Origin of the sequence: Petralouisia muris (assembly GCF_004793545.1) — a bacterium.
GTDB lineage: Bacteria > Bacillota > Clostridia > Lachnospirales > Lachnospiraceae > Petralouisia > Petralouisia muris.
This window is the reverse complement of record NZ_SRYA01000041.1, coordinates 1-25,199: the sequence shown is the minus strand read 5'-3', so window position 1 is coordinate 25,199 and position 25,199 is coordinate 1. Positions and strand designations below refer to the sequence as shown.

Annotated in this window: 19 protein-coding genes and 8 tRNA genes; 3 read left to right on the top strand and 24 right to left on the bottom strand. The window is 45.5% G+C overall.

All coding sequences use genetic code 11. From position 1 onward, the window contains the following. Window positions 1-24 precede the first annotated feature (24 nt). The 10 genes from E5329_RS17995 to E5329_RS17955 form a co-directional block, all read right to left on the bottom strand. Window positions 25-732: a SigF/SigG family RNA polymerase sporulation sigma factor gene (locus E5329_RS17995; protein WP_408634665.1), complete on the bottom strand. Its 708-nt coding sequence runs from the start codon at window positions 730-732 to the stop codon at window positions 25-27. 23 nt (window positions 733-755) lie between these two features. Then, window positions 756-1,187: an anti-sigma F factor gene (spoIIAB, locus tag E5329_RS17990; protein WP_135990808.1), complete on the bottom strand. Its 432-nt coding sequence runs from the start codon at window positions 1,185-1,187 to the stop codon at window positions 756-758. Window positions 1,188-1,197: 10 nt separating this feature from the next. Beyond that, window positions 1,198-1,515, bottom strand: coding sequence for an STAS domain-containing protein (locus tag E5329_RS17985; protein WP_135990807.1), 318 nt, complete (start codon window positions 1,513-1,515; stop codon window positions 1,198-1,200). A gap of 158 nt (window positions 1,516-1,673) precedes the next feature. Then, window positions 1,674-2,993, bottom strand: a complete 1,320-nt coding sequence (locus tag E5329_RS17980) for a tetratricopeptide repeat protein (protein ID WP_135990806.1) — start codon at window positions 2,991-2,993, stop codon at window positions 1,674-1,676. Window positions 2,994-3,024: 31 nt separating this feature from the next. Next, the gene (locus tag E5329_RS29900) at window positions 3,025-3,168 is read right to left on the bottom strand and encodes a hypothetical protein (protein WP_168356678.1); all 144 of its coding nucleotides are present in this window, start codon (window positions 3,166-3,168) and stop codon (window positions 3,025-3,027) included. Continuing rightward, window positions 3,161-4,567 carry a bifunctional folylpolyglutamate synthase/dihydrofolate synthase gene (locus E5329_RS17975; protein ID WP_135990805.1) on the bottom strand — a complete coding sequence of 469 codons (1,407 nt, stop codon included), beginning with the start codon at window positions 4,565-4,567 and terminating at the stop codon, window positions 3,161-3,163. Before E5329_RS17975 ends, E5329_RS29900 begins: the two co-directional genes overlap by 8 nt. Window positions 4,568-4,843: 276 nt before the next feature. Continuing rightward, window positions 4,844-6,199, bottom strand: a complete 1,356-nt coding sequence (locus E5329_RS17970; protein ID WP_135990804.1) for a DUF342 domain-containing protein — start codon at window positions 6,197-6,199, stop codon at window positions 4,844-4,846. 127 nt (window positions 6,200-6,326) lie between these two features. Beyond that, a complete protein-coding gene (locus E5329_RS17965) occupies window positions 6,327-8,975 on the bottom strand; it encodes a valine--tRNA ligase (protein WP_135990803.1) in 2,649 nt (882 codons plus the stop codon). 426 nt (window positions 8,976-9,401) lie between these two features. Beyond that, entirely contained in the window at window positions 9,402-10,046 is a 645-nt protein-coding gene (locus tag E5329_RS17960; RefSeq protein ID WP_135990802.1) for a TetR/AcrR family transcriptional regulator, read from the bottom strand. Beyond that, window positions 10,046-14,158: an efflux RND transporter permease subunit gene (locus E5329_RS17955; protein ID WP_135990801.1), complete on the bottom strand. Its 4,113-nt coding sequence runs from the start codon at window positions 14,156-14,158 to the stop codon at window positions 10,046-10,048. The genes E5329_RS17960 and E5329_RS17955 overlap by 1 nt, the downstream gene beginning before the upstream one ends. 314 nt (window positions 14,159-14,472) lie before the next feature. Here E5329_RS17955 and pta point away from each other — a divergent pair, with 314 nt between their 5' ends. Both pta and E5329_RS17945 read left to right on the top strand, forming a co-directional pair. Continuing rightward, entirely contained in the window at window positions 14,473-15,483 is a 1,011-nt protein-coding gene (pta, locus tag E5329_RS17950) for a phosphate acetyltransferase (protein WP_135990826.1), read from the top strand. 223 nt (window positions 15,484-15,706) lie between these two features. After that, window positions 15,707-16,279 carry a DUF305 domain-containing protein gene (locus E5329_RS17945; RefSeq protein ID WP_135990800.1) on the top strand — a complete coding sequence of 191 codons (573 nt, stop codon included), beginning with the start codon at window positions 15,707-15,709 and terminating at the stop codon, window positions 16,277-16,279. Window positions 16,280-16,478: 199 nt separating this feature from the next. Here the strand turns inward: E5329_RS17945 and E5329_RS17940 are convergent, their stop codons facing one another. The 3 genes from E5329_RS17940 to E5329_RS17930 form a co-directional block, all read right to left on the bottom strand. Further along, window positions 16,479-17,216 carry a DUF6062 family protein gene (locus tag E5329_RS17940; protein WP_135990799.1) on the bottom strand — a complete coding sequence of 246 codons (738 nt, stop codon included), beginning with the start codon at window positions 17,214-17,216 and terminating at the stop codon, window positions 16,479-16,481. A gap of 27 nt (window positions 17,217-17,243) precedes the next feature. After that, window positions 17,244-19,187 (bottom strand): [Fe-Fe] hydrogenase large subunit C-terminal domain-containing protein, encoded by a 1,944-nt coding sequence (locus tag E5329_RS17935; protein WP_135990798.1) that lies wholly within the window; start codon window positions 19,185-19,187, stop codon window positions 17,244-17,246. Window positions 19,188-19,326: 139 nt separating this feature from the next. Next, complete coding sequence (locus tag E5329_RS17930) at window positions 19,327-21,375, bottom strand: beta-galactosidase (protein WP_135990797.1); 2,049 nt, start codon at window positions 21,373-21,375, stop codon at window positions 19,327-19,329. A 177-nt stretch (window positions 21,376-21,552) separates the two neighbouring features. Here E5329_RS17930 and E5329_RS17925 point away from each other — a divergent pair, with 177 nt between their 5' ends. Next, window positions 21,553-22,707 (top strand): glycosyl hydrolase family 18 protein, encoded by a 1,155-nt coding sequence (locus E5329_RS17925; protein ID WP_135990796.1) that lies wholly within the window; start codon window positions 21,553-21,555, stop codon window positions 22,705-22,707. 64 nt (window positions 22,708-22,771) lie between these two features. Here E5329_RS17925 and E5329_RS17920 read toward each other — a convergent pair whose 3' ends face one another. The 11 genes from E5329_RS17920 to E5329_RS17870 all read right to left on the bottom strand — a co-directional run bounded on the left by E5329_RS17920 (window position 22,772) and on the right by E5329_RS17870 (window position 25,132). Beyond that, window positions 22,772-23,074: a Dabb family protein gene (locus E5329_RS17920; RefSeq protein WP_135990795.1), complete on the bottom strand. Its 303-nt coding sequence runs from the start codon at window positions 23,072-23,074 to the stop codon at window positions 22,772-22,774. Window positions 23,075-23,187: 113 nt separating this feature from the next. Further along, a tRNA-Gly gene (locus tag E5329_RS17915) sits at window positions 23,188-23,258 on the bottom strand. A gap of 30 nt (window positions 23,259-23,288) precedes the next feature. Continuing rightward, window positions 23,289-23,372: transfer RNA gene (locus E5329_RS17910), tRNA-Leu, on the bottom strand. 5 nt (window positions 23,373-23,377) lie between these two features. Continuing rightward, a tRNA-Val gene (locus tag E5329_RS17905) sits at window positions 23,378-23,450 on the bottom strand. 58 nt (window positions 23,451-23,508) lie between these two features. Continuing rightward, a tRNA-Asp gene (locus E5329_RS17900) sits at window positions 23,509-23,582 on the bottom strand. 21 nt (window positions 23,583-23,603) lie between these two features. Continuing rightward, window positions 23,604-23,677, bottom strand: a tRNA-Ile gene (locus E5329_RS17895). Between the two features lie 20 nt (window positions 23,678-23,697). Next, window positions 23,698-23,770: transfer RNA gene (locus E5329_RS17890), tRNA-Thr, on the bottom strand. A gap of 18 nt (window positions 23,771-23,788) precedes the next feature. Continuing rightward, a tRNA-Glu gene (locus E5329_RS17885) sits at window positions 23,789-23,860 on the bottom strand. A gap of 120 nt (window positions 23,861-23,980) precedes the next feature. Continuing rightward, window positions 23,981-24,820: a 4Fe-4S binding protein gene (locus tag E5329_RS17880; RefSeq protein ID WP_168356677.1), complete on the bottom strand. Its 840-nt coding sequence runs from the start codon at window positions 24,818-24,820 to the stop codon at window positions 23,981-23,983. Further along, on the bottom strand, window positions 24,813-24,980 hold the full coding sequence (locus tag E5329_RS17875; protein WP_135990794.1) for a CD1871A family CXXC motif-containing protein: 168 nt from the start codon (window positions 24,978-24,980) through the stop codon (window positions 24,813-24,815). Before E5329_RS17875 ends, E5329_RS17880 begins: the two co-directional genes overlap by 8 nt. 80 nt (window positions 24,981-25,060) lie before the next feature. Continuing rightward, window positions 25,061-25,132: transfer RNA gene (locus tag E5329_RS17870), tRNA-Asn, on the bottom strand. Window positions 25,133-25,199: the final 67 nt, after the last annotated feature.

Genomic DNA, 25,199 nt, shown 5'->3' with positions numbered 1-25,199 from the left:
CTGCAGGCAGCGCGCCCCTTTGGCCTACCTGATCCGATTCCGCATTCCCAGCAGAATCCGTTTTTCCAACCTGCTGACCTGCACCTGGCTGATGCCCAGCTCCCCGGCCACCTGGGTCTGGGTTTTGTCTTTAAAATACCGAAGCTCAATCAGTCGCCGCTCCGTATCTCCAAGCTCCGCCAAAAGCTGCTCTAACAGCATATGATTCAGCAACGCCTCATGGCTGTCCTTTTTCTGGGGAATCCGGTCTGCCAGGCAGGACTCTTTTCCTTCCTCAGGCTTATAAGTTTTATCAATAGACTCCACCTCTTCATTTGCCTCCAGCGCCATGACAATCTCTTCTTTGGGAAATCCGGTCTCATCTGAAATTTCCTGCAAATTAGGTTCATGTCCAAGCTCTGCCAGAAGCTTTTCCCTGGCCTGTCTGACCTTTGCGCCATTTTCCTTCAGGCTTCTGCTGACCTTGATCATGCCGTCATCACGCAGAAACCGCCTGATTTCCCCGGTAATCATGGGAACTGCATAGGTAGAGAATTTTACTTCAAAAGACAGATCAAAGTTGTCAACGGCCTTCATCAGCCCAATGCTTCCCACCTGGAATAAATCCTCCAATTCATAACCCCGATTGGCAAACCTATGTACAATGCTCCAGACCAGCCCCATATTATTCTGAATCATCTGTTCCCTTGCGTCTCTGTCTCCCTGCTGCGCCTCTTTTAGCAGTCTACGCATATCTTCCCCATGCATAGCATGTCCTACCCTTTTCCAATGGTTTTGCGCATGGTAACACAGGTTCCCTGGCCCGGCTGGGAGACCACTTCCACCTCATCCATAAACGCCTCCATAAATGCAAATCCCATGCCTGACCGCTCCAGCTCAGGCTTCGTGGTAAACAATGGCTCCCTGGCCTGTTCCACATCTCTGATTCCCTTTCCGGTATCCACTACGGAAATTTCCACCTGCTGTTCATCCGTACTGCACTGAATCCAGATGCTGCCCTCTTTCTGCTCATATCCGTGGATAATACAATTGGTAACCGCTTCGCTGACGGCTGTCTTAATGTCCGCAAGCTCGTCCACCGTCGGATTCAGCTCCGCTACAAAGGCCCCCACCGTAATTCTGGCAAATCCCTCATTCATCGAAGATGCCAGAAATTCCATTTTCATTTCATTTTTTACCTGTTCCATAGAATCCTCCTTATTCTTCTTCCTGTTCCACTTCCATAATTTTCTGCAGGCCAGACAGCCTGAAAATCCGCTGTATCTGCTGATTCAAATGAACTGCCTTGACATATCCGCCGGAAAAGCGCACATTTTTGCATCTTCCAATCACCACTCCGATGCCGGAACTGTCCATAAAACAGGTATCTGCAAAATCAAATACCAGGCTGCGCACCGGATATTTCAGAATCAGCCCATCTGCCTCCTCCTTTAAAATTTCCGCCTGATGATGATCCAGCTCTCTGGGCATCCTTATCACAAGGCATCCATACTCTTTTTCAAATCTGTGCTCCATAATTTTCCTTCCTTTCGCTTCCCTTGATATAAAAAAAGACGCCTTGTATTCCAGACGTCTTTTGTATAATCCTCTATTCATTTTTATTGCTGCACAGTCATTTCTGATAAAGGCAGGCATTCCTGCAGCTGCTGTGCTATTTCTAATAAGAACCGACATTACTGCGGCTGCTGTGCCGCCATTTCATCCAAATATTGCTGAGACCTTCTGGCCCGGGAAGTGCCCGGATGAAGCTCCACCATTCTTTGATAATACTTCTGTGCATTCTCCATATCTCCGGTCTGGCGGTAAGACTGGGCAAGATAATAAATGGCGTATCCATCATTATAATCTTCTTCTGCCTGCACTACCTTTTCCAGACCTGTAACAGCCTCCGGGAAACGATTGCTGCGGTAATCCTGCTCTGCCTGTGCATAAACTGCATTGATATACTGTTCATTCACCTGAGTATTTAAACTGTCATAGATTGCCTTAGCCTGAGTCCCCAGCAGCTTGGGATCCACATTGGCAATGGTATCTCCTGCCCCCTGAATATTCTGCTGGGCAAAGGCATCATAGGCCACAATCAACTGTTCATAACTGTCCACAATTTTCTGGGCGTCCTTAGAATCATTCTCCTGCTCCTTGATCTGTTTCTCCAATTCTTGAATCTGATTCTCCAGGCTCTTAATCTCCTGATTGCGGGTGGTTAAAGAATCATTTGCCTCCAGCTCCGCCTTCTTAGCCTGGGACACAGCATTCTGCTGGATTCCGGGAATAACCAGAAAACAGGTAATCAGCACTCCGATTCCCACGCCAATCACAAGATTTAAAATGGTCATAACCGCTGAATTATCTTTGAAATTGGTGGGCTGTATAATGGTATCATTGCCGCTCTGATAAGAAGCGGACTCCTCTTTCTCCTTGCGCCCAAGCTTTGAGTGGCTTTCCTGCAGACAAATATTTACTTCCCGAAGATACCGAAGGGTCGTGCCGTTATTCGTGTCAATCTCCGTAGCAGCCCATAACTCTTTTCTAGCCAGTTCGTATTTGCCTTCCTCCATATAAAGCAGCGCCAGAAGCTGATATCCCTTCACCAGTCCCGGGTTCATGGAAAGCACTTTTTTTAACTGTATTATGGCGAGATCTCTGCTGTCCTGCTGGCAGTATAAAAGAGCCTGATTATACTTCTTAATGGTCTGATTGACTGCATTTAACTGGGAACGGTTCGACTGTATTTCTTCCAGATATTTTTCCGCAGGATTTCCTTTGGGCTCCAGGCTGCGGCTTAAGACCCACTCGCTTAATGCGTCCACCACTTCTCCCATTTCGTAATAAATCAGCCCCAGCAGATTCCTTGCCTGGGTATTGGCTTTATAATACTGCAGACTCTTCCGAAGGGACTGAATTGCACCAGACAAATCCCGCACCTTTGCTTTTTCCAATCCATCATTATACAATGCATTGGACACACGAATAATTTTATTATAAGAATCCATAGAGTTCCTTTCTTATCTTCAATATATTTCCTTATCTCTGCTGCCTTGCTTCCCTGAGAATCTCCTGCATGATATCGGTCATATCAGTCAAATCCCTGTCATATATGGCGTCCTCTGCCTCTTCTACCTCCAGGCTGGGCTTAAATTTCTTCAATTCTTCTTCAAAATTAATCATTCTGCATACCTCCTGTTATCTGCTCCAATTCACCGATAAGATACAAAGACCCTGCACAAAAAAGCTTCTGCCCTGGCTTTCTGGCTTCCAGTGCATGTGCAAATGCCTGCTTCCTATCCTCTATCTCTGTGATCTTTACAGTCCCTGTCCTCTTGACGTAATGGTTCTGACCGCCCTCTGCTGACGGAACAGGGCTGCTTACCACACGCTCTCGCCCATCCTCTGTATCCGGAACATCACGGCTGTCTCCGGCAAATTGCCGGAATGCATCGCCTAACTCCCTGCAGGCAGCTCCCCGTGTTCCAGGGACAGTTGTAATTACAATTTCCTCCCAGCTTCCTTCTGTCAAAAGCAGCTGGGCAGCATGAATATAATCCTTCTCCTTCACCATAGAAAACAGCAAAACAGCAGATTCCTCTGTAATCTGCCTCACCGCTTCCAAAAATCTTTCAATTCCTGACAGATTATGCGCTCCGTCAAAATATACGTCCTGCTGCACTTCCTGCATTCTGCCCTTCCAGCTTACCCCGGCCATGCCGGCTCTGACTGCCTGCTCTGAAATTCCCTCTGTCTCCCTTAAATATTCCAATGCTGTAAGCGCCAATGCTGCATTTCCTGCCTGATACGGCGCTCCGAAAGGAATGGAAAGTTCAGTAACATCATAACCAGAATCATAAGAAAAATCAATCTTTTTTCCTGTGTTTAATAAAATTTTAATTTTCTCAGCCCTGACCGGATATTTCCGGCAATGCAGAGCATCTGCTTTTTCTTCAATTACAGCTGCCGTCTCCAGCACAGAAGCATCATAGGCCACCGGAACGTACGGCTTTAAAATTCCTGCCTTCTCCGCTGCAATTTTCTCTAATGTATCACCCAAAATTTCTGTATGCTCCAGGCTGATAGAGGTAATTACAGTAATCAAAGGATGCTCTGTAATATTCGTAGCATCCAGCCTTCCTCCCATTCCGGTTTCCAGTACAGCATATTCTACCTGCTGCGCTGCGAAAATCACCATTCCCACGGCAAACACATATTCAAAAAAGGTAGGATGAGGCAGGCCGTCCTGCACCATCCCTGCCGCTGCCGCTGCCGCCTTCTCTGCCGCCTGCACAAATTCCTGCCGATTGCATGGCCTCCCATTAATCTGAAACCGCTCTTCCATATTTACCAGATGGGGAGACGTAAAAAGTCCTGTTTTCTTCCCGGCCTGCTGAAGCACACTGGCAAGAAAAGCGCATACGCTGCCCTTTCCATTGCTTCCCGCCACATGAATCACCTTAAATCTTTTCTGGGGATTTCCCAGCCGGCCCAGAAACTCTCTAGTGTGATCCAATGTATTTTTACTGGTAAACTTTGGAATTTCCAAAATCCCATTTACTGTTTCCTCATAAGTTTTCATTTCTGGCTGCACCTCTTTGTACTCCACCCATTATAATATAGCCTATCCCTGAAATCCAGATATTTTTTCTATATTTCAAAACTTTCGCTCGACAATAATCGATGAAATCAGCTTGTACCCTCGCTTACTGCAGCCAACATGCTCTAAAAAGCAGCCATCTCTTTCAAGAAATGGCTGCTGTATGCTGCAACATAACTATCGTTGTTCCCAATTCTGCTGATATCAGCGTCTCCCTAACATCCGCCGCATGATATTCCAGCTATACTAACCTGGGCACTAAAGAGAACACATAATAATCTTATCCATCTGTCTGATAAATTCCAAACGGATCTGCTCCTCCTTCACATGTACCTCCAGATCGTCAATCTCAACCCGCACTCCTGGATATACATGACCGTTCACTCGAATACTGCCGCCCTTGGCCCGTTCCAGCTGATCCTCCAGCTTCTCCAGCTCTGCGGTATCCTCTGCCAGCAATGCCGTATCCCGGATCTTCACCCGCAGAAGATCTGTCCTTCTGGGATCATTCTTTAAATCTTTCAGAAGCTTCAGGGCATCCTCAATTTTCTCAAGGTTTGCCTTTTCTACTTCAATCTTATTGCGCAGTACGCCAATCCGCCGTCTCACAGAGGCGTCATTCCCGATTCTCACCTGAGTTCTGACCTCCCCGTCACTGCCCAGCGTATGTACCACAATTCCCTGAATGGCACCTACTTCTCCGCCTACAATGCTTGCTTTCTTCCCATCCAGCAGAATGTTCTCCCCGCAGGATACCTGGCAGTTCAAAAACACATCCGCCTGGATAGAGCCATTGGCATGCACTCTGGCATACTCAAAAAACTTTGCTGAAATGTTTCCTCTTGTGGTAATGACTGCCCTGGAGGCTCCCATTACGCCGCTTCTAAGTACAATATCCCTACCCGCTTCAATCTTTGCGCCTTCTACAACGCCGTCCACCGTGATAGTTCCGGTAGCTTTCACGGATACTCCGCTGCATATGCCGCCATGAATAATCACGTCCCCGCGGAAATCAATGTTCCCGATAGAAAGGTCCACATCGCCGTTCACCTCATATACCGGCAAAATCGTGATACGATCATTATTCATCTCAATCTTGCCGTCCATCAGCGAAGTATAACTCAAACCGTCTTCGGAACGCTCAAATCCTTTGCCCCGCAACGGAACCAGATCTCTTCCCCGCTTAGCCAGCACCGGCCTTCCTTTTACCGTCATTCCGTCTTCCCCGGGAATTGACTTATGATATACTGCGATCTCCTGGCCTTCCGTAACAATTTCTACCATTTTAATGCTCCAATAGTCTACGGAACCGTCAGGACGCACTTTCGGCTTCTTGCTGAAATTCACGTCAAATTTGTACTCATAGTAACCATTCACGCCATCTTTAGGAATATCTCCCTGGGCAATCAGCACTTCTCGATTGTACATTCTTCTCTCTATCATTTGCTGAATCTTATCTTTCAGAACCCCATATACTACACCGCTTTTCTGCAGCGCTTCATCGATATCACTTTCTTCATAAGTTTCCAATACGGGATCCGGTAAGTATAGATACGCCTGCATGTTGTCATGACTGACTCTTACCTGCGGTTCATTCTTCGTTAAAGCTGTCATTACAGATTCCCCCTTGCCTGGAATTTATTGCGAAATAAAGTTATATATACTATAATAACAATTTTTGCGTCTTATTTCAACATATTTATTCAAAATACAGGAATAAATATTTCCCAGGAATTTAGTTCTAGGACATCTGCGCTAAACGCTCCTGGACCTGCGCCATCATTTTCTCATATTTTTCCAGTTTCTCCTTTTCCTCCTGCACTTTTTCTTTTGGCGCTTTGCTCATAAACTTCTCATTTGACAGCATGCCCCTGGAACGGGCGAGTTCCTTGCCAAGGCGCTCCTTTTCTTTGAGAAGACGCTCCTTCTCCTTTTCAAAATCCACCAGATCCTCCAGCGGCAGATACACTGCCGCCCCTGGGATTACCACAGAAACCGCATCTTCCCCAATTCCGTCCCTGTTTTGCTGCACGTGAATCTCACTGGCTCCGGCTAACATACAGTAAGCGTTCTGCATGGTTTCAAAGGTATCGGAAAGAGCCGCCTCTTCCGTTACAATAAATACTTTCGCCTTTTTACTGGGGGGAACTTCCATCTCCGCTCTTGTATTGCGGATTCCTTTTACCAGATCCTTTACATGCTCCAGCGCCTCTTCCGCCTTTGAGAACTTCCAATCTTCTCTGTACTGGGGCCACTGAGACAGCATAATGGTTTCCTCTTCTTCCTGAAGCGTGCAGAAAATCTCTTCCGTAATAAACGGCATATAGGGGTGCAGCAATTTCAATGCCTGAATCAGAACCGTCTTAAGGGTCCACATTGCCACCTGGGCAGATTCCGGATTCTCTTCTTTCTTAAAGGTTCTTGTCTTGGCAATTTCTATATACCAGTCACAGAATTCATCCCAGATAAAATCATAAACTTTTTGAACTGCAATTCCAAGCTCAAATTTATCCATATTTTCCGTAACGTCTTTCGCCAATTGGTTCACTTTGGATAAAATCCATTGATCTTCCACTGCCAGCTCAGACAAATCAGGTTCTTTGAGCTTTCCTTCCTCCAGATTCATCATAATAAAACGGGATGCATTCCATATTTTATTAGCAAAGTTCCTGGAAGATTCCACTCTCTCCCAATAAAATCGCATATCATTTCCTGGTGCGTTTCCAGTAATCAAAGTCAGACGCAGCGCATCTGCGCCGTATTTTTCAATGACTTCCAGGGGATCAATTCCGTTTCCCAGGGACTTGCTCATCTTCCTGCCCTGGGAATCCCGGATCAACCCATGAAACAGTACTGTGTGGAAGGGCTTGCTGCCCATCTGCTCATACCCGGAAAAAATCATGCGGATGACCCAGAAGAAAATAATATCATAGCCAGTTACCAGCACATCATTGGGATAGAAATAGTCTAATTCCTCTGTCTTATCCGGCCAGCCTAAAGTGGAAAAAGGCCACAATGCAGAAGAAAACCAAGTATCCAGAGTATCCTCATCCTGCGTCATATGGGTGCAGCCGCATTTGGGGCATGTTCCCGGATTTTCCCTGGCAACCACAAGCTCCCCGCAGTCTGCGCAGTAATAAGCCGGAATCCGATGTCCCCACCAGAGCTGTCTGGAGATGCACCAGTCTCTGATGTTATCTGTCCAGTTAAAATATATCTTTTCCATCCGCTCCGGCAAAAGTTTGATATCGCCTTTTCTGACTGCCTCTGCCGCCGGCTGAATCAGTTCATCCATCTTCACAAACCACTGCTGTTTTACCATAGGCTCCACTGTGGTATTGCAGCGGTCATGGGTTCCCACATTGTGGGAGTGGGGCACCACCTTTACTAAGAGTCCCTGTTCCTCCAATTCCTTTACCATAAGTTTTCTGGCTTCGTAACGATCCATCCCTGCGTATTTTCCTCCGTTTTGATTGACGGTAGCGTCATCATTCAAAACATTGATTTCCGGCAGGTTATGGCGCTTGCCCACCTCGAAGTCATTGGGATCATGGGCCGGGGTAATTTTTACGCATCCGGTTCCGAATTCCTTATCTACATAGTGGTCAGCCACTACAGGAATCTCCCGGCCTACCAGTGGAATAATCAGCGTCTTGCCGATAATATCCTGATACCGTTCATCCTCAGGATTCACTGCCACTGCCGTATCCCCCAGCAAGGTTTCCGGCCTGGTAGTGGCAATTTCCACAAACCTTCCCTCTTCTCCTTTTACCGGATAATTAATATGCCAGAAAAACCCGTCCTGTTCCTCATGCTCCACCTCGGCGTCAGAAATGGAGGTCTTACATACCGGACACCAGTTTACAATCCGGGAGCCTTTGTAAATCAGGCCCTTCTCATATAATTTGATGAAGACTTCCTGCACTGCCCGGGAGCATCCCTCGTCCATGGTAAAACGCTCTCTGTCCCAGTCCGCGGAAGAACCCATTTTTTTTAGCTGTTTTACAATCCTTCCGCCGTATTCTTCCTTCCATTCCCAGACTTTTTCTAAAAATCCTTCCCGTCCCAGATCTTTCTTGTCAATGCCCTGGGCCTTTAAGGATTCAATCACCTTTACTTCCGTGGAAATAGACGCGTGATCCGTCCCCGGCTGCCACAGCGCATTGTAGCCCTGCATCCTCTTGTAACGGATTAAAATATCCTGCATGGTATTGTCCAGAGCGTGTCCCATATGAAGCTGTCCGGTAATATTGGGCGGAGGCATCACAATGGTGAAAGGCTTTTTGCTGCGGTCCACTTGAGCGTGGAAATATTTATTCTCTTCCCATTTGCGGTAGAGACGGTCTTCAATGGATTTTGGATCGTAAGTTTTGGCTAATTCTTTACTCATAATTGTTCTCCTTTTCAAAAAATAACGCCCTTTACCTTATCGGTAAAGGGCGACTTATCGCGGTACCACCTTTATTCATGCTGTTTTCGGAAAACCGCCTGTAAATATCCTCTGTGCAAAACAGCAGGATACTGTATCGGCGCATTGCTCTATCCGGGTCAAAAAGCATATCTTTCTATCCTGTAACGGGGATGGGCCGGGAAAACTTACTGAAAAAGATTCCGTTCAGTCCTCCGGTTCAAAAGCTACCTTCCGCAGATCTTATCCCAGGGCAGCCTTCCAGCCTGTGGGCTTCCCTCTCTGACAGGAGTCTTCTGCGTACTCCTCTTTCTCATTACCTTTGCTTCACATGATTTTTCGTCCATTGTAAAATCTAATGGCAAAAATGTCAAGTAGCCTGAAAAATTTTTTTCGAAAAATTTGACTTCAATTCAGAAGCTTTATAATATTTCCATAGACAAAATTCCTTGCCGCTTCCCGGTCTGCCTGGTCAAACACAGACGGATGAGTCAGATAAAATGCATAAATCGCAAACTGGGACAATATGGCGCTCCATACCTGAAAGGCGTTCCTCTCCCGAATCAGGCCTTTTTCCTCCGCAAGCTGAAACAGCCGATCTGTAAGGTGCTTTGCCGAACAGCAGTTTTTCTTCCGTTTTTCCAGTTCATCCAGCAGACTGCTTCCGGTTATGGTACGATCCCGCATAATCTTTTCCAACAACACAAAACCATCGTATTTTTTGCAGGTGTCCTCCAACATTTCCAACCCTTGAAAAATAATTTCCTGAAAACTCTGCCCGTTCTCAATCAATTCAAAAATAGTGGAAATATGCCGTTCCGCCTCGTATTGTATGGCGCCCACAATCATTTCTTCTTTTGTGGAGAAATATTCATAGGCAGTCCCTTTTCCAATCCCTGCCAGCGCTGTAATCTCTGATACCTTCAGGGTGCCAAGCTCCCGCCCGGAAGCAAACAGCTCCAGCACCGCCTCATACATCGCCTTTACCTTGGGAGGATATTTCTGCTCCAGCTCCAGGCAGGCGTCTTCTGTTTTACCGTTTCCCTTTTTCATTATATCTCTTCCTCTACCATGCTCTTATTACTGTAAAACAAATCATAAATACAGGGCACCACTACCAGCGTCATCACCGTTCCGTAAATCATTCCGCCGATGGTTACAATCGCCATGGGCCTTGACATATCAGAACCCATGTCATTTCCGAAAGCCATGGTAACCATCGCAAGAATCGTAGTCATGGCTGTCATCAGAATCGGCCGCATACGGGTCTTTCCTGCCGTTACAATCGCCTCCCGCTTCTCTATGCCTTCCTTCCTGAGCTGATTGATATATTCCACCATTACAATACCATTGTTTACAATAATTCCCACCAGCATAATAAATCCAATCATGGAAATAATGCTGATTTCATTGCCTGTAAAGAACAATGCCAGAAATCCTCCGGTCAGTGCAAGCGGTATCGTAAACAAAATAATAAAGGGCGCTTTCAGCGACTGGAACTGTGCCACCATAATCAGATAAATAAATGCAATTGCCAGAATCAGCATCAGCATCAGCTGCTCCATCGCCTCATTAATGGTTTCATTTTCTCCTGTCATCTCTAAGGAATAGCCTTCCGGCGCTTCGTAATCCTTCAGGGCCTGCTCCACATCATTTCCCACCAGGCCTACATTATAGCCATCTGCAATGGCAGCGCTTACCGTTACATACCGTTCCTGGCCGTCACGGCTGATGGAGGTAAGGCTTTCCATCTCTTCAAATTCTGCAACCTCCGAAACAGAAATCTCCCGTTCCTCCCCGTCTTCCTTGTCCGTATAAGTAAAAGTTAATTTTCTCAGGGATTCTAAGGAAGCCTCCTTTTGTTCCACGCTTTCCAGATAGACCTCGTAATCCTTGATGTCTGTGGAAATGGTGTCATCTGAGGTTTCATTTTCCATCTGCTCATACACAAGCTGATAAATCTGCGCCACAGTCATGCCGTATTTTGCCGCCTTTTCCTTGTCTACGGTAATACGGAATTCTTTTTCTGTCTCTTCCATACCGTCTGAAACTTCAGAGGTTCCCTCGACGTTTTCCACAATGCCGGCAACCTCTTTGGCAAGTTCCTGAAGCTTATCCAAGTCACGTCCCTTAATCCGTATGGAGATTCCCTCTCCTGCCAGCGCTCCCATATCCATATTAGAGCTGCTGACGCTGATTTCCCCTTCCATATCCTGAGTTAACTCTGTAATCTGCTTTGCAATCTCATCGTTGGTTAACTTCTTATCTTCTTTTAAAATAATATAAAGGCTGATATCATTACTGCTTCCGCCTCCCATCATGCTTGCGGCGATGCCGCTTCCCCCTGCCATAGCGCCGATGGAATCCACATCCTCAATGGTCTGGATCTGCTCTGTCACCTCATCCGCCAGCCTGCAGGCATCCTCAAATTCCGCATCCTCCGGCGGCGTAATAGTTACGGACATCTGCGTGCTTTCCATATTCGGCATAAATGCAGTTCCCTTTGACATGGAAGCCCTGGCGCTGACAATGAGTAATGCCACCATCACCAGCAGCACCAGCGGTTTCACATGAAGCAGCTTCTCCAGCACTGCCCCATACGCTTCCTGGAATCTGTCAAACCAGGGATGCTTGATATCCTTGGTCTTTTTCAGCAGCCCTGCCCCCATCATCGGCACAAAGGTCAATGCAATCAGCAGGCTGGCAAGAAGGGAGTAGGCAATAGTAAGTCCCATATCCACAAAAAGCTGACGGGTAATTCCTTCGGTAAATACAATAGGCGCAAATACGCACACAGTAGTCAGCGTTGAAGCTGCAATGGCCCCGCTCACCTGCTTGGCCCCTTCCACAGCTGCTTTCCTGGCAGATAACCCCTCATTCCTCATACGGTAAACGTTTTCAATTACCACAATGGAGTTATCCACCAGCATACCGATTCCAAGGGCAAGGCCCGACAGGGAAATCATATTCAGCGTAACGCCGCTGAAATACATCAGCACCACTGCAAAAATTACTGATATGGGAATGGACACTGCAATGACCAGCGTAGGTCTGATATCCTTTAAAAACAAAAGCAGAATAAGAATCGCAAGGCCTGCGCCAAAAATCATGTTATTCACCACGGAATCCACAATCATGTCTATGTAAATGCCCTGATCCATCAAAACAGACACTTCCAAATTCTCATGGCTCTTTTTCATGCTTTCAAATTTATCATAAATTCGTTTCGCCACATCTCCGGTGGAATAACCGGTCTGCTTTTCGATGGACAGCATCACTCCCGGCTGGCCGTTTAATTTGGCGTAAGACTCCTCTGAATTATCCACAACCACAATATCTGCCACATCCGACATATGAATTACATCCACGCCGTCCATGCCAAGATCCATCAGCACCATATCCTTCAATGCATCCACGCTGTCCACCGCATCCCCTACACGCACCATATACCGTTCTCCCTCATCGGTAATATAACCGGCAGGCATGGAGAAATTTTGGGCTGTCAGGATATTGGTCAGGGTTTCCATTGTAAGAATATTGTTCAGATCCGCAGAATCATATGCTTCTTTCTTGGCGTCTTCAAAGGTTTCTTTCGATTCCTTCAGCTTCTCTTCCCCACTTGCAAGCTGAGCCGCAGCGCTTCCCATATCCACAGAGCCGGTAATCTGGCTCTGATTCAGCGTTGCCAGCGTTTCATTAATGGTTGTCTTTCCTTCTGCCACGCTCTGCAGACCTGTCTCAATGGCTGCAATTCCCCCATTAATCTGAACAAGCCCCTGTTCTGCCTGGGTAATAGATTTGGAAATATAGGACACTAGCTGCTTGTCGGAAGCATCCGCCTTCAGGGTACTGCCTTCCTGAGCCGCCAGTTCACTTTTCACTGCTGCAAGACCGTTCTCCACCTGGGTAAGCTGTTCCTGAAGCTGTGCAAGCTGCTGACGCATCTGTCCCAGACCTTCCTCCAGCTTCCCTTTCTGCTCCTCCAATTGGGCAATCTGGGCCTGAAGCTGGCTCTGCTGCTCTTCTAACTGGGCAATCTGAGCCTGAAGCTGCTCTGCCTGAGCCTGTAACTGAGCCGCCTGTTCCTGAAGCTGAGCCGCCTGAGCCTGCTGCAGGGCCTGCTGTACCTTCTGCTGACCCTCTCTGGCCTGCTGCAGGGCCTGCTGTATCTGCCCCAAGCCTTCCTGTGCCTGGGCAAGACCGCTCTCAAGCTGGCCTGCCTGACCCTCCAGCGTCTCAATTTGTTTCTGTAATTCTGCAATTCCGTCTGTCAGCTTCTTTTTGCCATCCACCAGAGAATCTACTTGTTTCTTAAGTTCCTTTAAAGATTCAATTCCCTGCTCTGTACTGCTCTTTGTCTCCCGCAGCTCTTCCAGCTTGTTGTTCAAATCTGTCTCTGTCTGAAACAGTTCAATTTTCTTATCATTCAACTGGTTCTGGGCGTCGCTGAGCTGATTTGCCATTTCCTGCTTGCCGCTGTCTAATTTATCTTTTCCGCTGCTTATTTCGCCTTCCGCAGAATTCATCTCTTCTTCCGCGTCTGCAAATTTATCATCCAAAGACGCAGTAATCTTCGCATTAATGGCATCGATCTTCTCCTGGCTTAAGGTCACCCGTATAGATTCCTCAATTAATCCTGTGCCGGTAACAGAGGCGACGCCTTCCACGCTTTCCAGTTCCGGAATCAGCTCTTTCTCTGAATAATCGCTGATGGCCAGACTGTCCATCCCTTCCACTTCCACAGCCGCAATCATAATGGGCATCATGTCCGGATTCAGCTTCATAATGATAGGATTTCCCACCGTATCCGGCCAGTATCCTTTGATCTGATCTAAACTCTCACGCATTTCCACTGTAATAGAATCCATATTAGCAGTCTGTTCAAATTCCAGGATTACCATTGACATATTATTGGAAGAATTCGAACTGATATTTTTAATATTTGAAGTACTTGCCATAGCCGCTTCCACAGGCTGAGTTACCACATTCTCCACCTGCTCTGGGCTGGCCCCGGGATATGTAGTTATTACAATTGCATAGGGCAGATTTATACTCGGCAGCAAATCCGTACTCATCTTACTTAAAGACACCACGCCGAGAATAATCACCAATACAATTCCCACAACTACGGTGTAGGGCTTTTTCACGCTGAATCTTGACAGCATTTTTTTATCCTCCTGTTTCTTTTCTTTACTGACCGACCAGTCAGTTTTTATTCATTATAATCATCCTTCCGGTAAAATACAATGAAAAAAATATAAATTTTTTATGAAATTCTCTTGTTAATTTTTTGACAATCCATGCTTATTCCCTATTTTTTTCAAAAATCTCTGATGTTTTTTAAAAAAAGCATAAAATTTCGCACTGTATTTGTTTTTATACACACAAAGCAGTTGAAAAATTTGAAAAACATGTTACATTAATAATCAGTAATATTTTAAAATATTTTTTAAGGAGGAATTACACTATGGATAGAAACATGCAGGGTTTTGGTATGATGATTGACAAACTGAAGAAGAACCCGAAAAGAATTGTATTTACAGAGGGCAGCGATCCCCGGATTTTAGAGGCAGCGTCACGTCTTCTGGCTTCTTATTTCCTGACTCCCGTACTGGTAGGCAGCAAAACAGAAGTAGAGGACGCCGCTGAGGAATACGGCTACAACATCCGCGGCGCAGAAATCATCGACCCTGAGAATTTTGAAAGCATTGATGAAATGGCAGAAACATTGTGCGAACTCAGGAAAAGCAAGAACATGAAAATGGAAGAAGCCCGCAAAATCTTAAAACAGGGCAATTATTTCGGCACAATGCTGGTAAAAATGGGCTATGCAGACTGTCTGTTAGGAGGGGCAACTTACACCACCGCAGACACCGTAAGGCCGGCGCTGCAACTAATTAAAACACGGCCCGGAAAGAACATCGTATCTTCCTGCTTCATTCTGGTGCGCCCTTCCGCTACCGGTGAAAATGAAGTGATTGCCATGGCTGACTGCTCCATCAACATCAAGCCAACTGAGGACGAGTTGGTTGACATTGCCATCGGAGCTGCAGACTGCAGCCAGTTGTTTGGTATTGAGCCGAGAGTGGCGTTCTTAAGCTATTCTACCCTTGGTTCCGGTGCAGGAGAAGATGTGGACAAGATGCGCAACGCTGCCCGCAAATCCAAGGCAAAACGGCCGGATCTTCCGATTTCCGGCGAAATGCAGTTTGACGCCGCTGTTTCGCCCCGTGTGGCGCGTACCAAGTGCCCGGACGATGAAGTGGCCGGACATGCCAATGTATTTATTTTCCCGGATATCAACGCCGGCAATATTGGTTATAAGATTGCACAGCGTATGGGTAATTTTGCAGCTTACGGCCCAATCCTGCTGGGTCTGAATTCTCCTATCAACGACCTGTCCAGAGGATGTACCGCAGATGAAGCTTATTCGATGGCCATTATCACTGCTGCGCTTGTGGATGAGGTAAAGAAGGAACTTGAGGAATAAAATTTCTCTGGCTCAGATGCAAAAAAGCAGACTGCAAATCAATATTTTATAAAATGTAAAATCAGGAGCCAACGGCAGCGTTTCTTTGGCTCCTGATTTTATTCCAACACATTTTACTTATGACGTCTAAAGCTCTCTTCCTCTTTTTCCCTCTCCTTCCCGCAACACTCTGCTTTTTCTGCATATACTAAAGTAACGGATATCATTTACAAGGAGCTTTCCTATGCAGACATCATGTAAATTAAGCAATGTCGCTAAAAATTATCTGAATACTTTTCACTGTATTCTGGACGAAATGATTCAGGAAATGACCTCAGCAGAACTGGTGAGCAGCATTTCCAGCAATTTTATTATGCAGATGATTCCCCATCACCAGGCAGCCATCGAAATGTCACAGAACCTGCTGCAATACACCACCTATATTCCCTTACAGGAGATTGCATGCAATATTATTGCAGAACAGACCAAAAGCATTGAACATATGCAGGAAATCCAATGCTCCTGCGGTCTCCGCAAAAACTGCAGCCAGGATTTATGCCTGTATCAGCGCAGAATGGATCAGATTATGCAGTATATGTTTTCCAGAATGTCATGCGCCCCAGACACCAATCAGATAAATCCTGATTTTATTCGGGAAATGATCCCCCATCATATGGGCGCCATTGAAATGTCCAAAACTACATTGCAATACGATATCTGCCCCCAGCTCAAGCCTGTGCTGGATGCAATTATCAGCTCCCAGCAAAAAGGCGTCTGCCAGATGCGCCAGCTTCTCAATCAGCCGGGATGCATGTAAGCTCTCAACCATGCTGTCAGCGCTTTTATCGCTGTTTCTTTCTTGTGATTTCTAAAAAGGAACTGGGCAATCTGATAAAATAACATTGCACAGTTCCTTGCCTTCACCATATGTATCCCTGCTTTTTCCTGACAACTTCCATCCTTTCCTGCGGCCTGAAAAACATCATTTTCAGGAAAGTCTTCTCTTCTGTATCTCCTTACCCTTCCTCCTGAACAATTATGCTTCCGGTTTTTGTCAGGGCTCTCTGCAGAGAATCTCTTGCATTTTTCCAGGGCTCCTCCTGATACCGATAGTCGTTTTTACAGATAAACCACTCCACATCATCCCGGACCCGTTTAAAATTCTCCAAATATATTTCATTCAGTTTCCGAAGGAATGGTTCTAAATACTTTTTATTCAAATATTTTGGAGCCAGGCAAAACAGACTTTTGTAATGGCTGGTACAAAATCCCTTAGACTGTGCGAACTGCTGCCGGAAATCCTCTTCTCGTTCATACAGATAAAAAATTGTCATCATATAGCTCTCAAAGGTCTGGGTAATATATCCGCACACAAAGCATTTTTTCTCCTGCTTCTCAATAAAATCAATCACCGGGGAGGAGGGCTTGGCGTTTTTCTTAAACATGGAATTCGGCCCGGGCAGCGGCGCTTCTGCAGCCTTTTCCAGTTCCTTTATGGTCTTGTCCATATGGGTTTTCAGCATCATTGCCAGTCCTATTTTATTGGGATAGGCGTACAGGTCTTTCAAATGTTTTTGGCAGAAGCCCTGTTCATCCGTCTGAGCCCTGATATCCTCTTCCATGTAACTGGCTCCCGGGCCTATGGTATAATGAATGGCATTATCTTCTAATTTCTGGTACATGGCACAGACCGGACATTCACAATCCTGTGCAAATGCGTCCTGAATGGGGATGGTATAAAGTTTTTCTTTCATGTTAGGTTCCTCACAATGCAATTCCTCTTAATCCACAACCTCTTTCATCTTCTCCGCCAGACGGTTCACAATCTCGTTCACCATTTCTGTCTGTGCGGCGATCTGTTCACTGCTTGCTGCAAGGGCAGAGGTTCCATCGTTGATGCTCTCAATATTCTGCACAAACTGACTGGTTTCCTGATCCAGCTTCTGAATCGCAGGAATCAGAATTGCGCTCTGTTCCTTACCGGCCAAAACGGCTTCCTTGGTCTGTTCTGACAAATCCCGCACACGGTTGGCAATTACTGCAAAGCCTCTTCCGGCCTCCCCGCTCCTTGCCGCTTCAATTCCGGCGTTCAGCGCCAGCATACCAGTCTGATTGGATATTTTAATGATATCCTCATTCATCACGTCATATCCCTGCACTGCGTCCGACACCTGTCCCATAGAGCGCCGCAGCATTTCCGTAAATCCGGACATCGAACCCACTGCCTGGGCAATCCGGGTAGAATCCTCCGCTGAAGCCTGGTTGCCCTCCGACAATTCTTGCATGGAAACTTTGATTTGCTGAAAATCACTGATCACTTCCTCATACAATTCCTGTTTTCGCTTCTGGGACTCCTGTAACTGTTCTGCAATCTCCTGCATCCTCTCCTGTTCTTCCTGTAATGCGTGTTTCTCATAATGCATACAGTTTTCTTTCCGGTTTAGTCCCAATGCGATAGCTTCTGCCATTTGACGGCAGCTTTCATAACCGCAGGCGCCGCAGTCAATTTCACGTTTTTCTGCGGTATCCTTCCTCATCTCTTCAAATCCTGCTTCCAACTGATGGTCATTGACAGAAGCGGACTTATTTTGCTCCTGATATTTACACATAAAATCTTCCAATTTCAATTCTGCAAACTGCGCATTAAAGTTGGCAAGACGTTTCTCATAAGAAATCCATTTTCCCCATGGACTGGTTTTATCTTTCTTCTTATTCCTCTTACTGGATTTCGCTTTATTCCTCTGATTGTTTATCTCAAACAATACATCGTCACTTTCTGCCGTCTCTGGCTCCACGCCTGTTCCATGCAGACATCCGTTGGAACAGTTCAGGGCGTCCACCATAAAGGGAAGCTGTTTGCCGCTTTTCACTCTTCTGGCGTACTCTTTCAGAAAATGGTATGCATGGCTTTCTCCTTCAATCTGCCGGACCAGCACGTCCTTTCCCAGAAAATGCTCCACATTCTCCTTCAAGCCTCCCGGCTGGGGGTAGACGCTTCCCAAGCCATACTCCAACTCATCCACAGCATCATAAGCGGACAGATTGACGCCCTTTAACCTGTCCATCAGATGAGCAAAAGTTACATTATAGGAAACATACTGCCGGTTATCCGAACGCATAATCTCCGATTTCTTTGCAATGCAAGGACTGAGGAACGCCAGCTTGTCTGTCATTTTCATATATTTCTTCGCATAAACAGCCGCACACATCAGCGGACTGTGCACCGGGACAATCTTAGGAATCAGCTCAGGAACATATTTCTCAATATAGTCCACAATCGCCGGACACGGCTGGGAAATTCCCCCTGTAAAGTTATACTTTGTAATATAATTCAGATACCCCCAGGTAGTAATATCCGCCCCAAAACTGACACTGATCACATGCTTCACCCCAAGTCTTTTCAAATAACCAAGCACCCTGCCATATTCTCTGGGATAGTTAGCAATAAATGCAGGCGCCACCAAAAGGCTGATGGCCTCTCCTTTTCCCAAATCTTCAAAAAACTGCTCTGTATCATCCCGAAAATCCCTTGCATGATGATGACAGGCGTCAATACATGCACCGCAGTGGACGCAGGTTTCGCCATTGACATAAATTAAGTCTTTTCCATCCTGCTTCAATGAATAATTTGCTTCAAAAACCGGACATGCTGAAATACAATGATTACATCCGATACATTTTTCATTTGTATAGACCAGTCCTGTATTTAACTTACTCATTTCCATGATACATTTCCTCCACATCGTTTCTCAATTGAGTCCTTTTCGCATAAATCTCTCTTTTTTGGCAAATACTATTTAGATTTTATTCTTTTTTTCGGCAATTTGCAACTGTCTCACTGCAATTTTTTAAAGTCTCTGATTATTACAGAATCGTTCCGGAATTTTCCAGAATCCGCAAGTTCCAGGGAGCGATTTCCAATACCTCTCCCGGCTTGATTTCCACTCCGCTGATAAGATCCACCGCTTCCACTCCTGCACAGGAATCAATGGTATCTTTCCCCTGCCATACAGCCTTCTGTACCTTGGGAGAATAATTCAGGTAAAACACTATTTCTTTCCCGAAATCATTTCTGCCCTTCCTTACAATTACCGGAAACCTTTCCGCTGCTCTTGAAATCCCAGCACATTTCAGCGCATCCTCTAAAATAATATCCAGTGTTTTCTCTCCCGTCATACATCCCAGATAAGTTGCCGTCCCTTTTCCGTAGTGATTACGAGTAACCGCTCCGTAACCATCCCATCCCTCATGCTCATAGGCAGCCAGCACCTGGGCGCCCCTGGAAATCAAAAACTCCATAAACGTATGTACCGGTCCCTCCAGCGCCTGATAATACTCACTTTTCAGCCTGACATTACTGGGAAATGCAAACTGATGATATTCTACCCCCAGGCATTCCCCAAGAACTGCCGGCTGAACCTGCGTACGCACCTTCACATATTCATCAGCAAATCCAGACTTAAACGTCGCCAGCAAATGTCCGCCTTTTGCAACATACTCATTGAGCCGCTTCAGCAGGGATTCCGGCGCCGCATAGAGTGCCGGCACGAAAATCAAATCATATTGTTCTAAATCCTCACAACCCGGATGGATAAAATCACACTCTGCATTCATACGGTACAATCGGTGATACAGCCAGCGCACCACATCATTATAGCCGGTTTTTCCCGGATTTGCCGGATCTGCATCAATTGGAAACCACTCCAGGCCAGTTAAGGATTCATTGCTTACTAAAATTGCAATCCGATTTTGCTTTTGCAGATTTACCAGATGGCTTCCCAGCTCCCGAAACTCTCTGCCAATTATTTTTGCCTCCCGATATGCTTCATTTTCTGCAAAATCATGGCTCAAAAGCCCTTTCCAGTATGTTTCCACAGCATTATGGAGGGAATGCCAGTGCCAATACATCACACTATTGGCCCCGGAAGCGATGTGGCTGTATGCCTGCAGGCGAAGCTGCCCCGGATAAGGGGTCCATCCCGGAAATCCCTGCGCTTCCGTTTCCAGGATCAGATAATTTCCTCTTTTTACAGAACGGATCAAATCTCCGCCAAAAGCTATCTCCGCCCCTGTCAGCAAATCCTGGGAAGGATGATAAATATCCGCCCCTGCAATGGTCATACATTTGGCAGCTTCAAAGTGATTGACTTCCGGCTGAACCCCATAGGAATATCCCCGCCATTCAAAATCAAAATTATGGGTAATAAACTGATCTTCCCTCTTATATTCTTTCACAATCTCTGCCTGCCAGTTTAAAAAATCCGTTACCAGCTTTCTCTGAAATTTCTGAAATTCTGCGCCCAGGCTGCCATTGATTGTTCCCCGCACATCCGGGAACTCTTCCCAGCTGTTGACCCGGTTGCTCCAATAATCCAGGCCAAATTGATGATTCATCTGATCCAAATCATATTCAAATTCCTTTTTCAGATACTCTTGAAAAGCTTTCTGGACATTTTCTCCTGCCGTCCCATAAGATTTCGTCTCATTATCCAGTTGGAAACCTATGACATTTTTCCTATGAGCCGTTTGCTCCATCAGTCTTCGAATTACACGTTCTGCATAGAACAGATAATCTGTATTGGTAATATCCATATTTTGCCTTGGCCCATACAGATTCCTGCCTGTCTTGGTTAGCGCCAGAACCTTTGGATGTTTCTTCACCATCCAGGCCGGCACTGCATAGGTAGGAGTTCCCACAATCACATCAATCTCCGCCTGCTCCATTGCATCAATCACCCGGGTCACATGGGAGAAATCAAATACTCCCTCTTTGGGCTCGCAGGTACTCCAAGTAGATTCTGCAATCCGCACCACATTAATTCCTGCCGCCTTCATCATTTCCACATCCTGTTCCAGTCGGTCATAAGGCAGATATTCTTCATAATATGCAGCGCCATAAAGTAATTTTTCCATAAATTTCCCCATCTCCTTCCAAAAAACTTCTTCCTATCTATTATAAATTTTTCATAGGAAAAAACAAGAATAAATCTTTCCATGAGGCTATTTCCTGTCCTCCTCCATCCAGATAATATTCCTTTGGAATTTTTTGATATCTTCTTTCATATCTTAAAAAAAAAGGATTCAGCATCTATGGAAATTTATATTGTCCGCCCTGGTGATACAGTGGATACAATTGCCGACGCATATGGCATTTCAGCCCAATCCATCATCTACAATAACCAACTTCCCTATCCTTATCCGCTGGCAATCGGCCAGGCTCTTCTTCTGTCTGCAGAAGCCCCCACTTCCCTTGGCCGGGAAAAAAAGAGTATATATGCCGGGGGATATGCCTATCCTTTTATCAGCAGATGGGTATTGGAGCAAACCCTGCCTTATCTTTCCGATTTATTTATTTTCTCTTATGGATTTACCCCAGAAGGAGAATTGATCCCTCCCCTTTTAGATGATACTTTTATGATTACTATGGCAAAAGCCTCCGGTACAGCTCCCATCCTGACATTAACGCCTTTCGGGCCTACCGGGCAATTCAGCAATTACCTGATCTCTCAGATAGTAAATAACGAAACTGCCAAACAACAATTAATTGCCAACCTCACTGCTCAGATCACAGAACGGGGATTTGAAGGGATAGACATTGACTTTGAATACATTCTCGCTGAGGACAAAATTCCCTTTGTAAATTTTGTACGTGACATACGGACAGCCGTCAACGCACTGGGATTTCCAGTATCCGTTGCACTGGCTCCTAAAACCTCAGACAATCAAATCGGGCTGCTCTATGAGGGAAAAGATTACGGTCTCTTAGGAGAAGCGGCTGATTCTGTCCTCCTAATGACATACGAATGGGGATACACTTATGGTCCTCCTATGGCAGTGGCGCCGCTAAATAAAGTTCGGGAAGTGGTAGAATACGCTTTGACAAAAATACCTGCTTCTAAAATTAATTTGGGTATTCCCAATTACGGATATGACTGGACACTTCCTTTTATATCGGGCACTTCCAAAGCCGCTACCATTGGCAATGTTCAGGCCATTCAGATCGCCATCGAACAAAATGCTTTCATACAATTTGATGAAACGGCTCAGTCGCCTTATTTTCAATATATTTCAGAAGGATTGACCCATGAGGTATGGTTTGAAGATGTGAGAAGCCTTTCTGCCAAATTTGAACTGGTAGAGGAATATCAGCTTCGAGGCATGGGATACTGGCAGGTCATGCAGCTTTTCCGGGCCAATTGGCTGCTTCTGGCAGACACTTTTTTCATTTATTTCAAAGAAACCTGAGCCTATCCGGATTCGGAAAGAAGCCGTATAGGCATCAGTCTATTGACCCAAAATCTTCAATACATTAATATTCATAATCAATACATGTCCGGCTCTCTTTGATCTGACTCACAAATTCTCCGAATTTTAAATGTGCCGGATGTGTCTGATATGCATTTAAAGCTTCCATATCCTTAAAATCACAAATCAAAGCCAATTCATAATTGCTCTCGTCCGCTTGAGGGGCATTGCATACTGCTTCTATTTTTTCAAGGGACGGTATTGCATCCTCTAATTGTTCCGCCCGTGCCTGTGCCTCTTTTGCATTCTCCATTGCACTTTTTCCATCTGTCTCTTTCAATTTAAACATTACGATGTGCTTCACCATTTTAAATTCCTCCTTTTAAATCAAGCAAAAATAAAAAATCACAGATAGTCTAAAAAAGCCCTAAACCTGTGATTTTACTAAAAAATCCTTAAGTCTACGGCTCCTACCTGTAAAGCAGATAACGGGAATCGAACCCGCCTCTCCAGCTTGGGAAGCTGGCGTTCTACCGATGAACTATATCTGCTGATACTATCTAATATTTTCATTCACCTAATGCCGGCGACCGGAATCGAACCGGTACGATGTCGCCACCACAGGATTTTAAGTCCTGCGCGTCTGCCAGTTCCGCCACGCCGACACAAATGGGACCTACAGGGCTCGAACCTGTGACCCTCTGCTTGTAAGGCAGATGCTCTCCCAGCTGAGCTAAGATCCCATATATGTTTTGCACATTCAGCACAAAATCAATATTAACGAGATATGCTGAATGTAAACGACCCAGAAGGGACTCGAACCCTCGACCTCCGCCGTGACAGGGCGGCGCTCTAACCAACTGAGCCACTAGGCCATTACCTCATAGTTAATATCGTGGACCTTCGGGGACTCGAACCCAGGACCGACCGGTTATGAGCCGGTTGCTCTAACCAACTGAGCTAAAGGTCCAAGTTGATTGAATCAACACAAGCCGATGATCGGACTCGAACCGATAACCTGCTGATTACAAATCAGCTGCTCTGCCAATTGAGCCACATCGGCATATTATTAACTATGAACTGACTCCTACGGGAATCGAACCCGTGTTACCGCCGTGAAAGGGCGATGTCTTAACCGCTTGACCAAGGAGCCTGACTTCCATTCTAACTTCTATTACCCTCACGCTGTTATCTCAGCGACGGATTAATATTATCACAATTCTCTACAAAATGCAAGCATTTTTTTACTAAACTTTTCATAAAAAATTATACTCTAGTTAATTGCCTTTACAGGACAGGCTTTTTTGCACACACCGCAGCGAATACATTCCGGATGGTTGGCGTTCTTTGCGGGATTGATTTGCATTTTACAAGCTTTTGCACAGATGCCGCAATCCGTGCAGACTTCTCTATCCACCTGATACCGAAACACAGAGGTAGAATTAAAGACAGAATAAATTGCCCCCAGGGGACATATGTACTTACAAAATGGACGATAAATCATAACAGACAAAAAAATCATCAGTGTCAGCAGCACATTTTTCCAGGCATACAACCAGCCAACAGCGCTTTGCATGGATTTGTTCAGAAATACCAGAGGAATTCCACCTTCTAATGTACCTGCCGGACAAATCAGCTTGCAAAAATAAGGCGCTCCTTGTCCCAAAACATCAACGCAAAGCATAGGTAGGAATATTACAAATAATGTAAAAATCACATACTTCAGCTTCCGAAGCAACTTATCCCCTTTAAATGTTTCCACTTTTTTATAAAAAGGAATTTTATGCAGTAAATCCTGAATCAGCCCAAAAGGACAGAGCCAACCGCAGACAAACCTACCCATCAATGCGCCTGTAAACATCAAAAATCCTGCTACATAAAATGCAAACTTAAAATTCCAGCTTCCGATTACCGCCTGCATTGCCCCGATCGGACAGGCACCAATAGCTCCCGGACAGGAATAGCAGTTCAGTCCCGGAACACAGAAATTCTTTAATTTTCCTCGATATATCCTGCCCTGGAAAAAACCAATCAGATAACTATTGGTAAGCAATGCCCAAAGCACCTGAATTTTGTGACGTTTCCATTCATTTGTCTCTTTACCGTTATCCAATTCCAATACACTCCATACAAATATTTACTGCTTTTTCTAATACTACGGATATCTCCCCGCGATAAATTCCAAATCCCATCATAATAACTCCAAATCCCATAAGGCAAACTCCACCTCTTGAAGATTTTAAGCATTTTAAATTAAATTGAGGTACTTTCAACTGCTACACTTCCTAACTATCCTGAAATTCTATATAACAAAAAAGTCTGCAAACACTATCGCGTGCAAACTTATATTTAACTCCCCGAGTAGGGCTCGAACCTACAACCCCGCGGTTAACAGCCGCGTGCTCTACCATTGAGCTATCGAGGATTATTCTCTTACTTTCATATACCTTCAAAAATCCATACAGGACAATCCATCTCTTCCTTCCATCTTT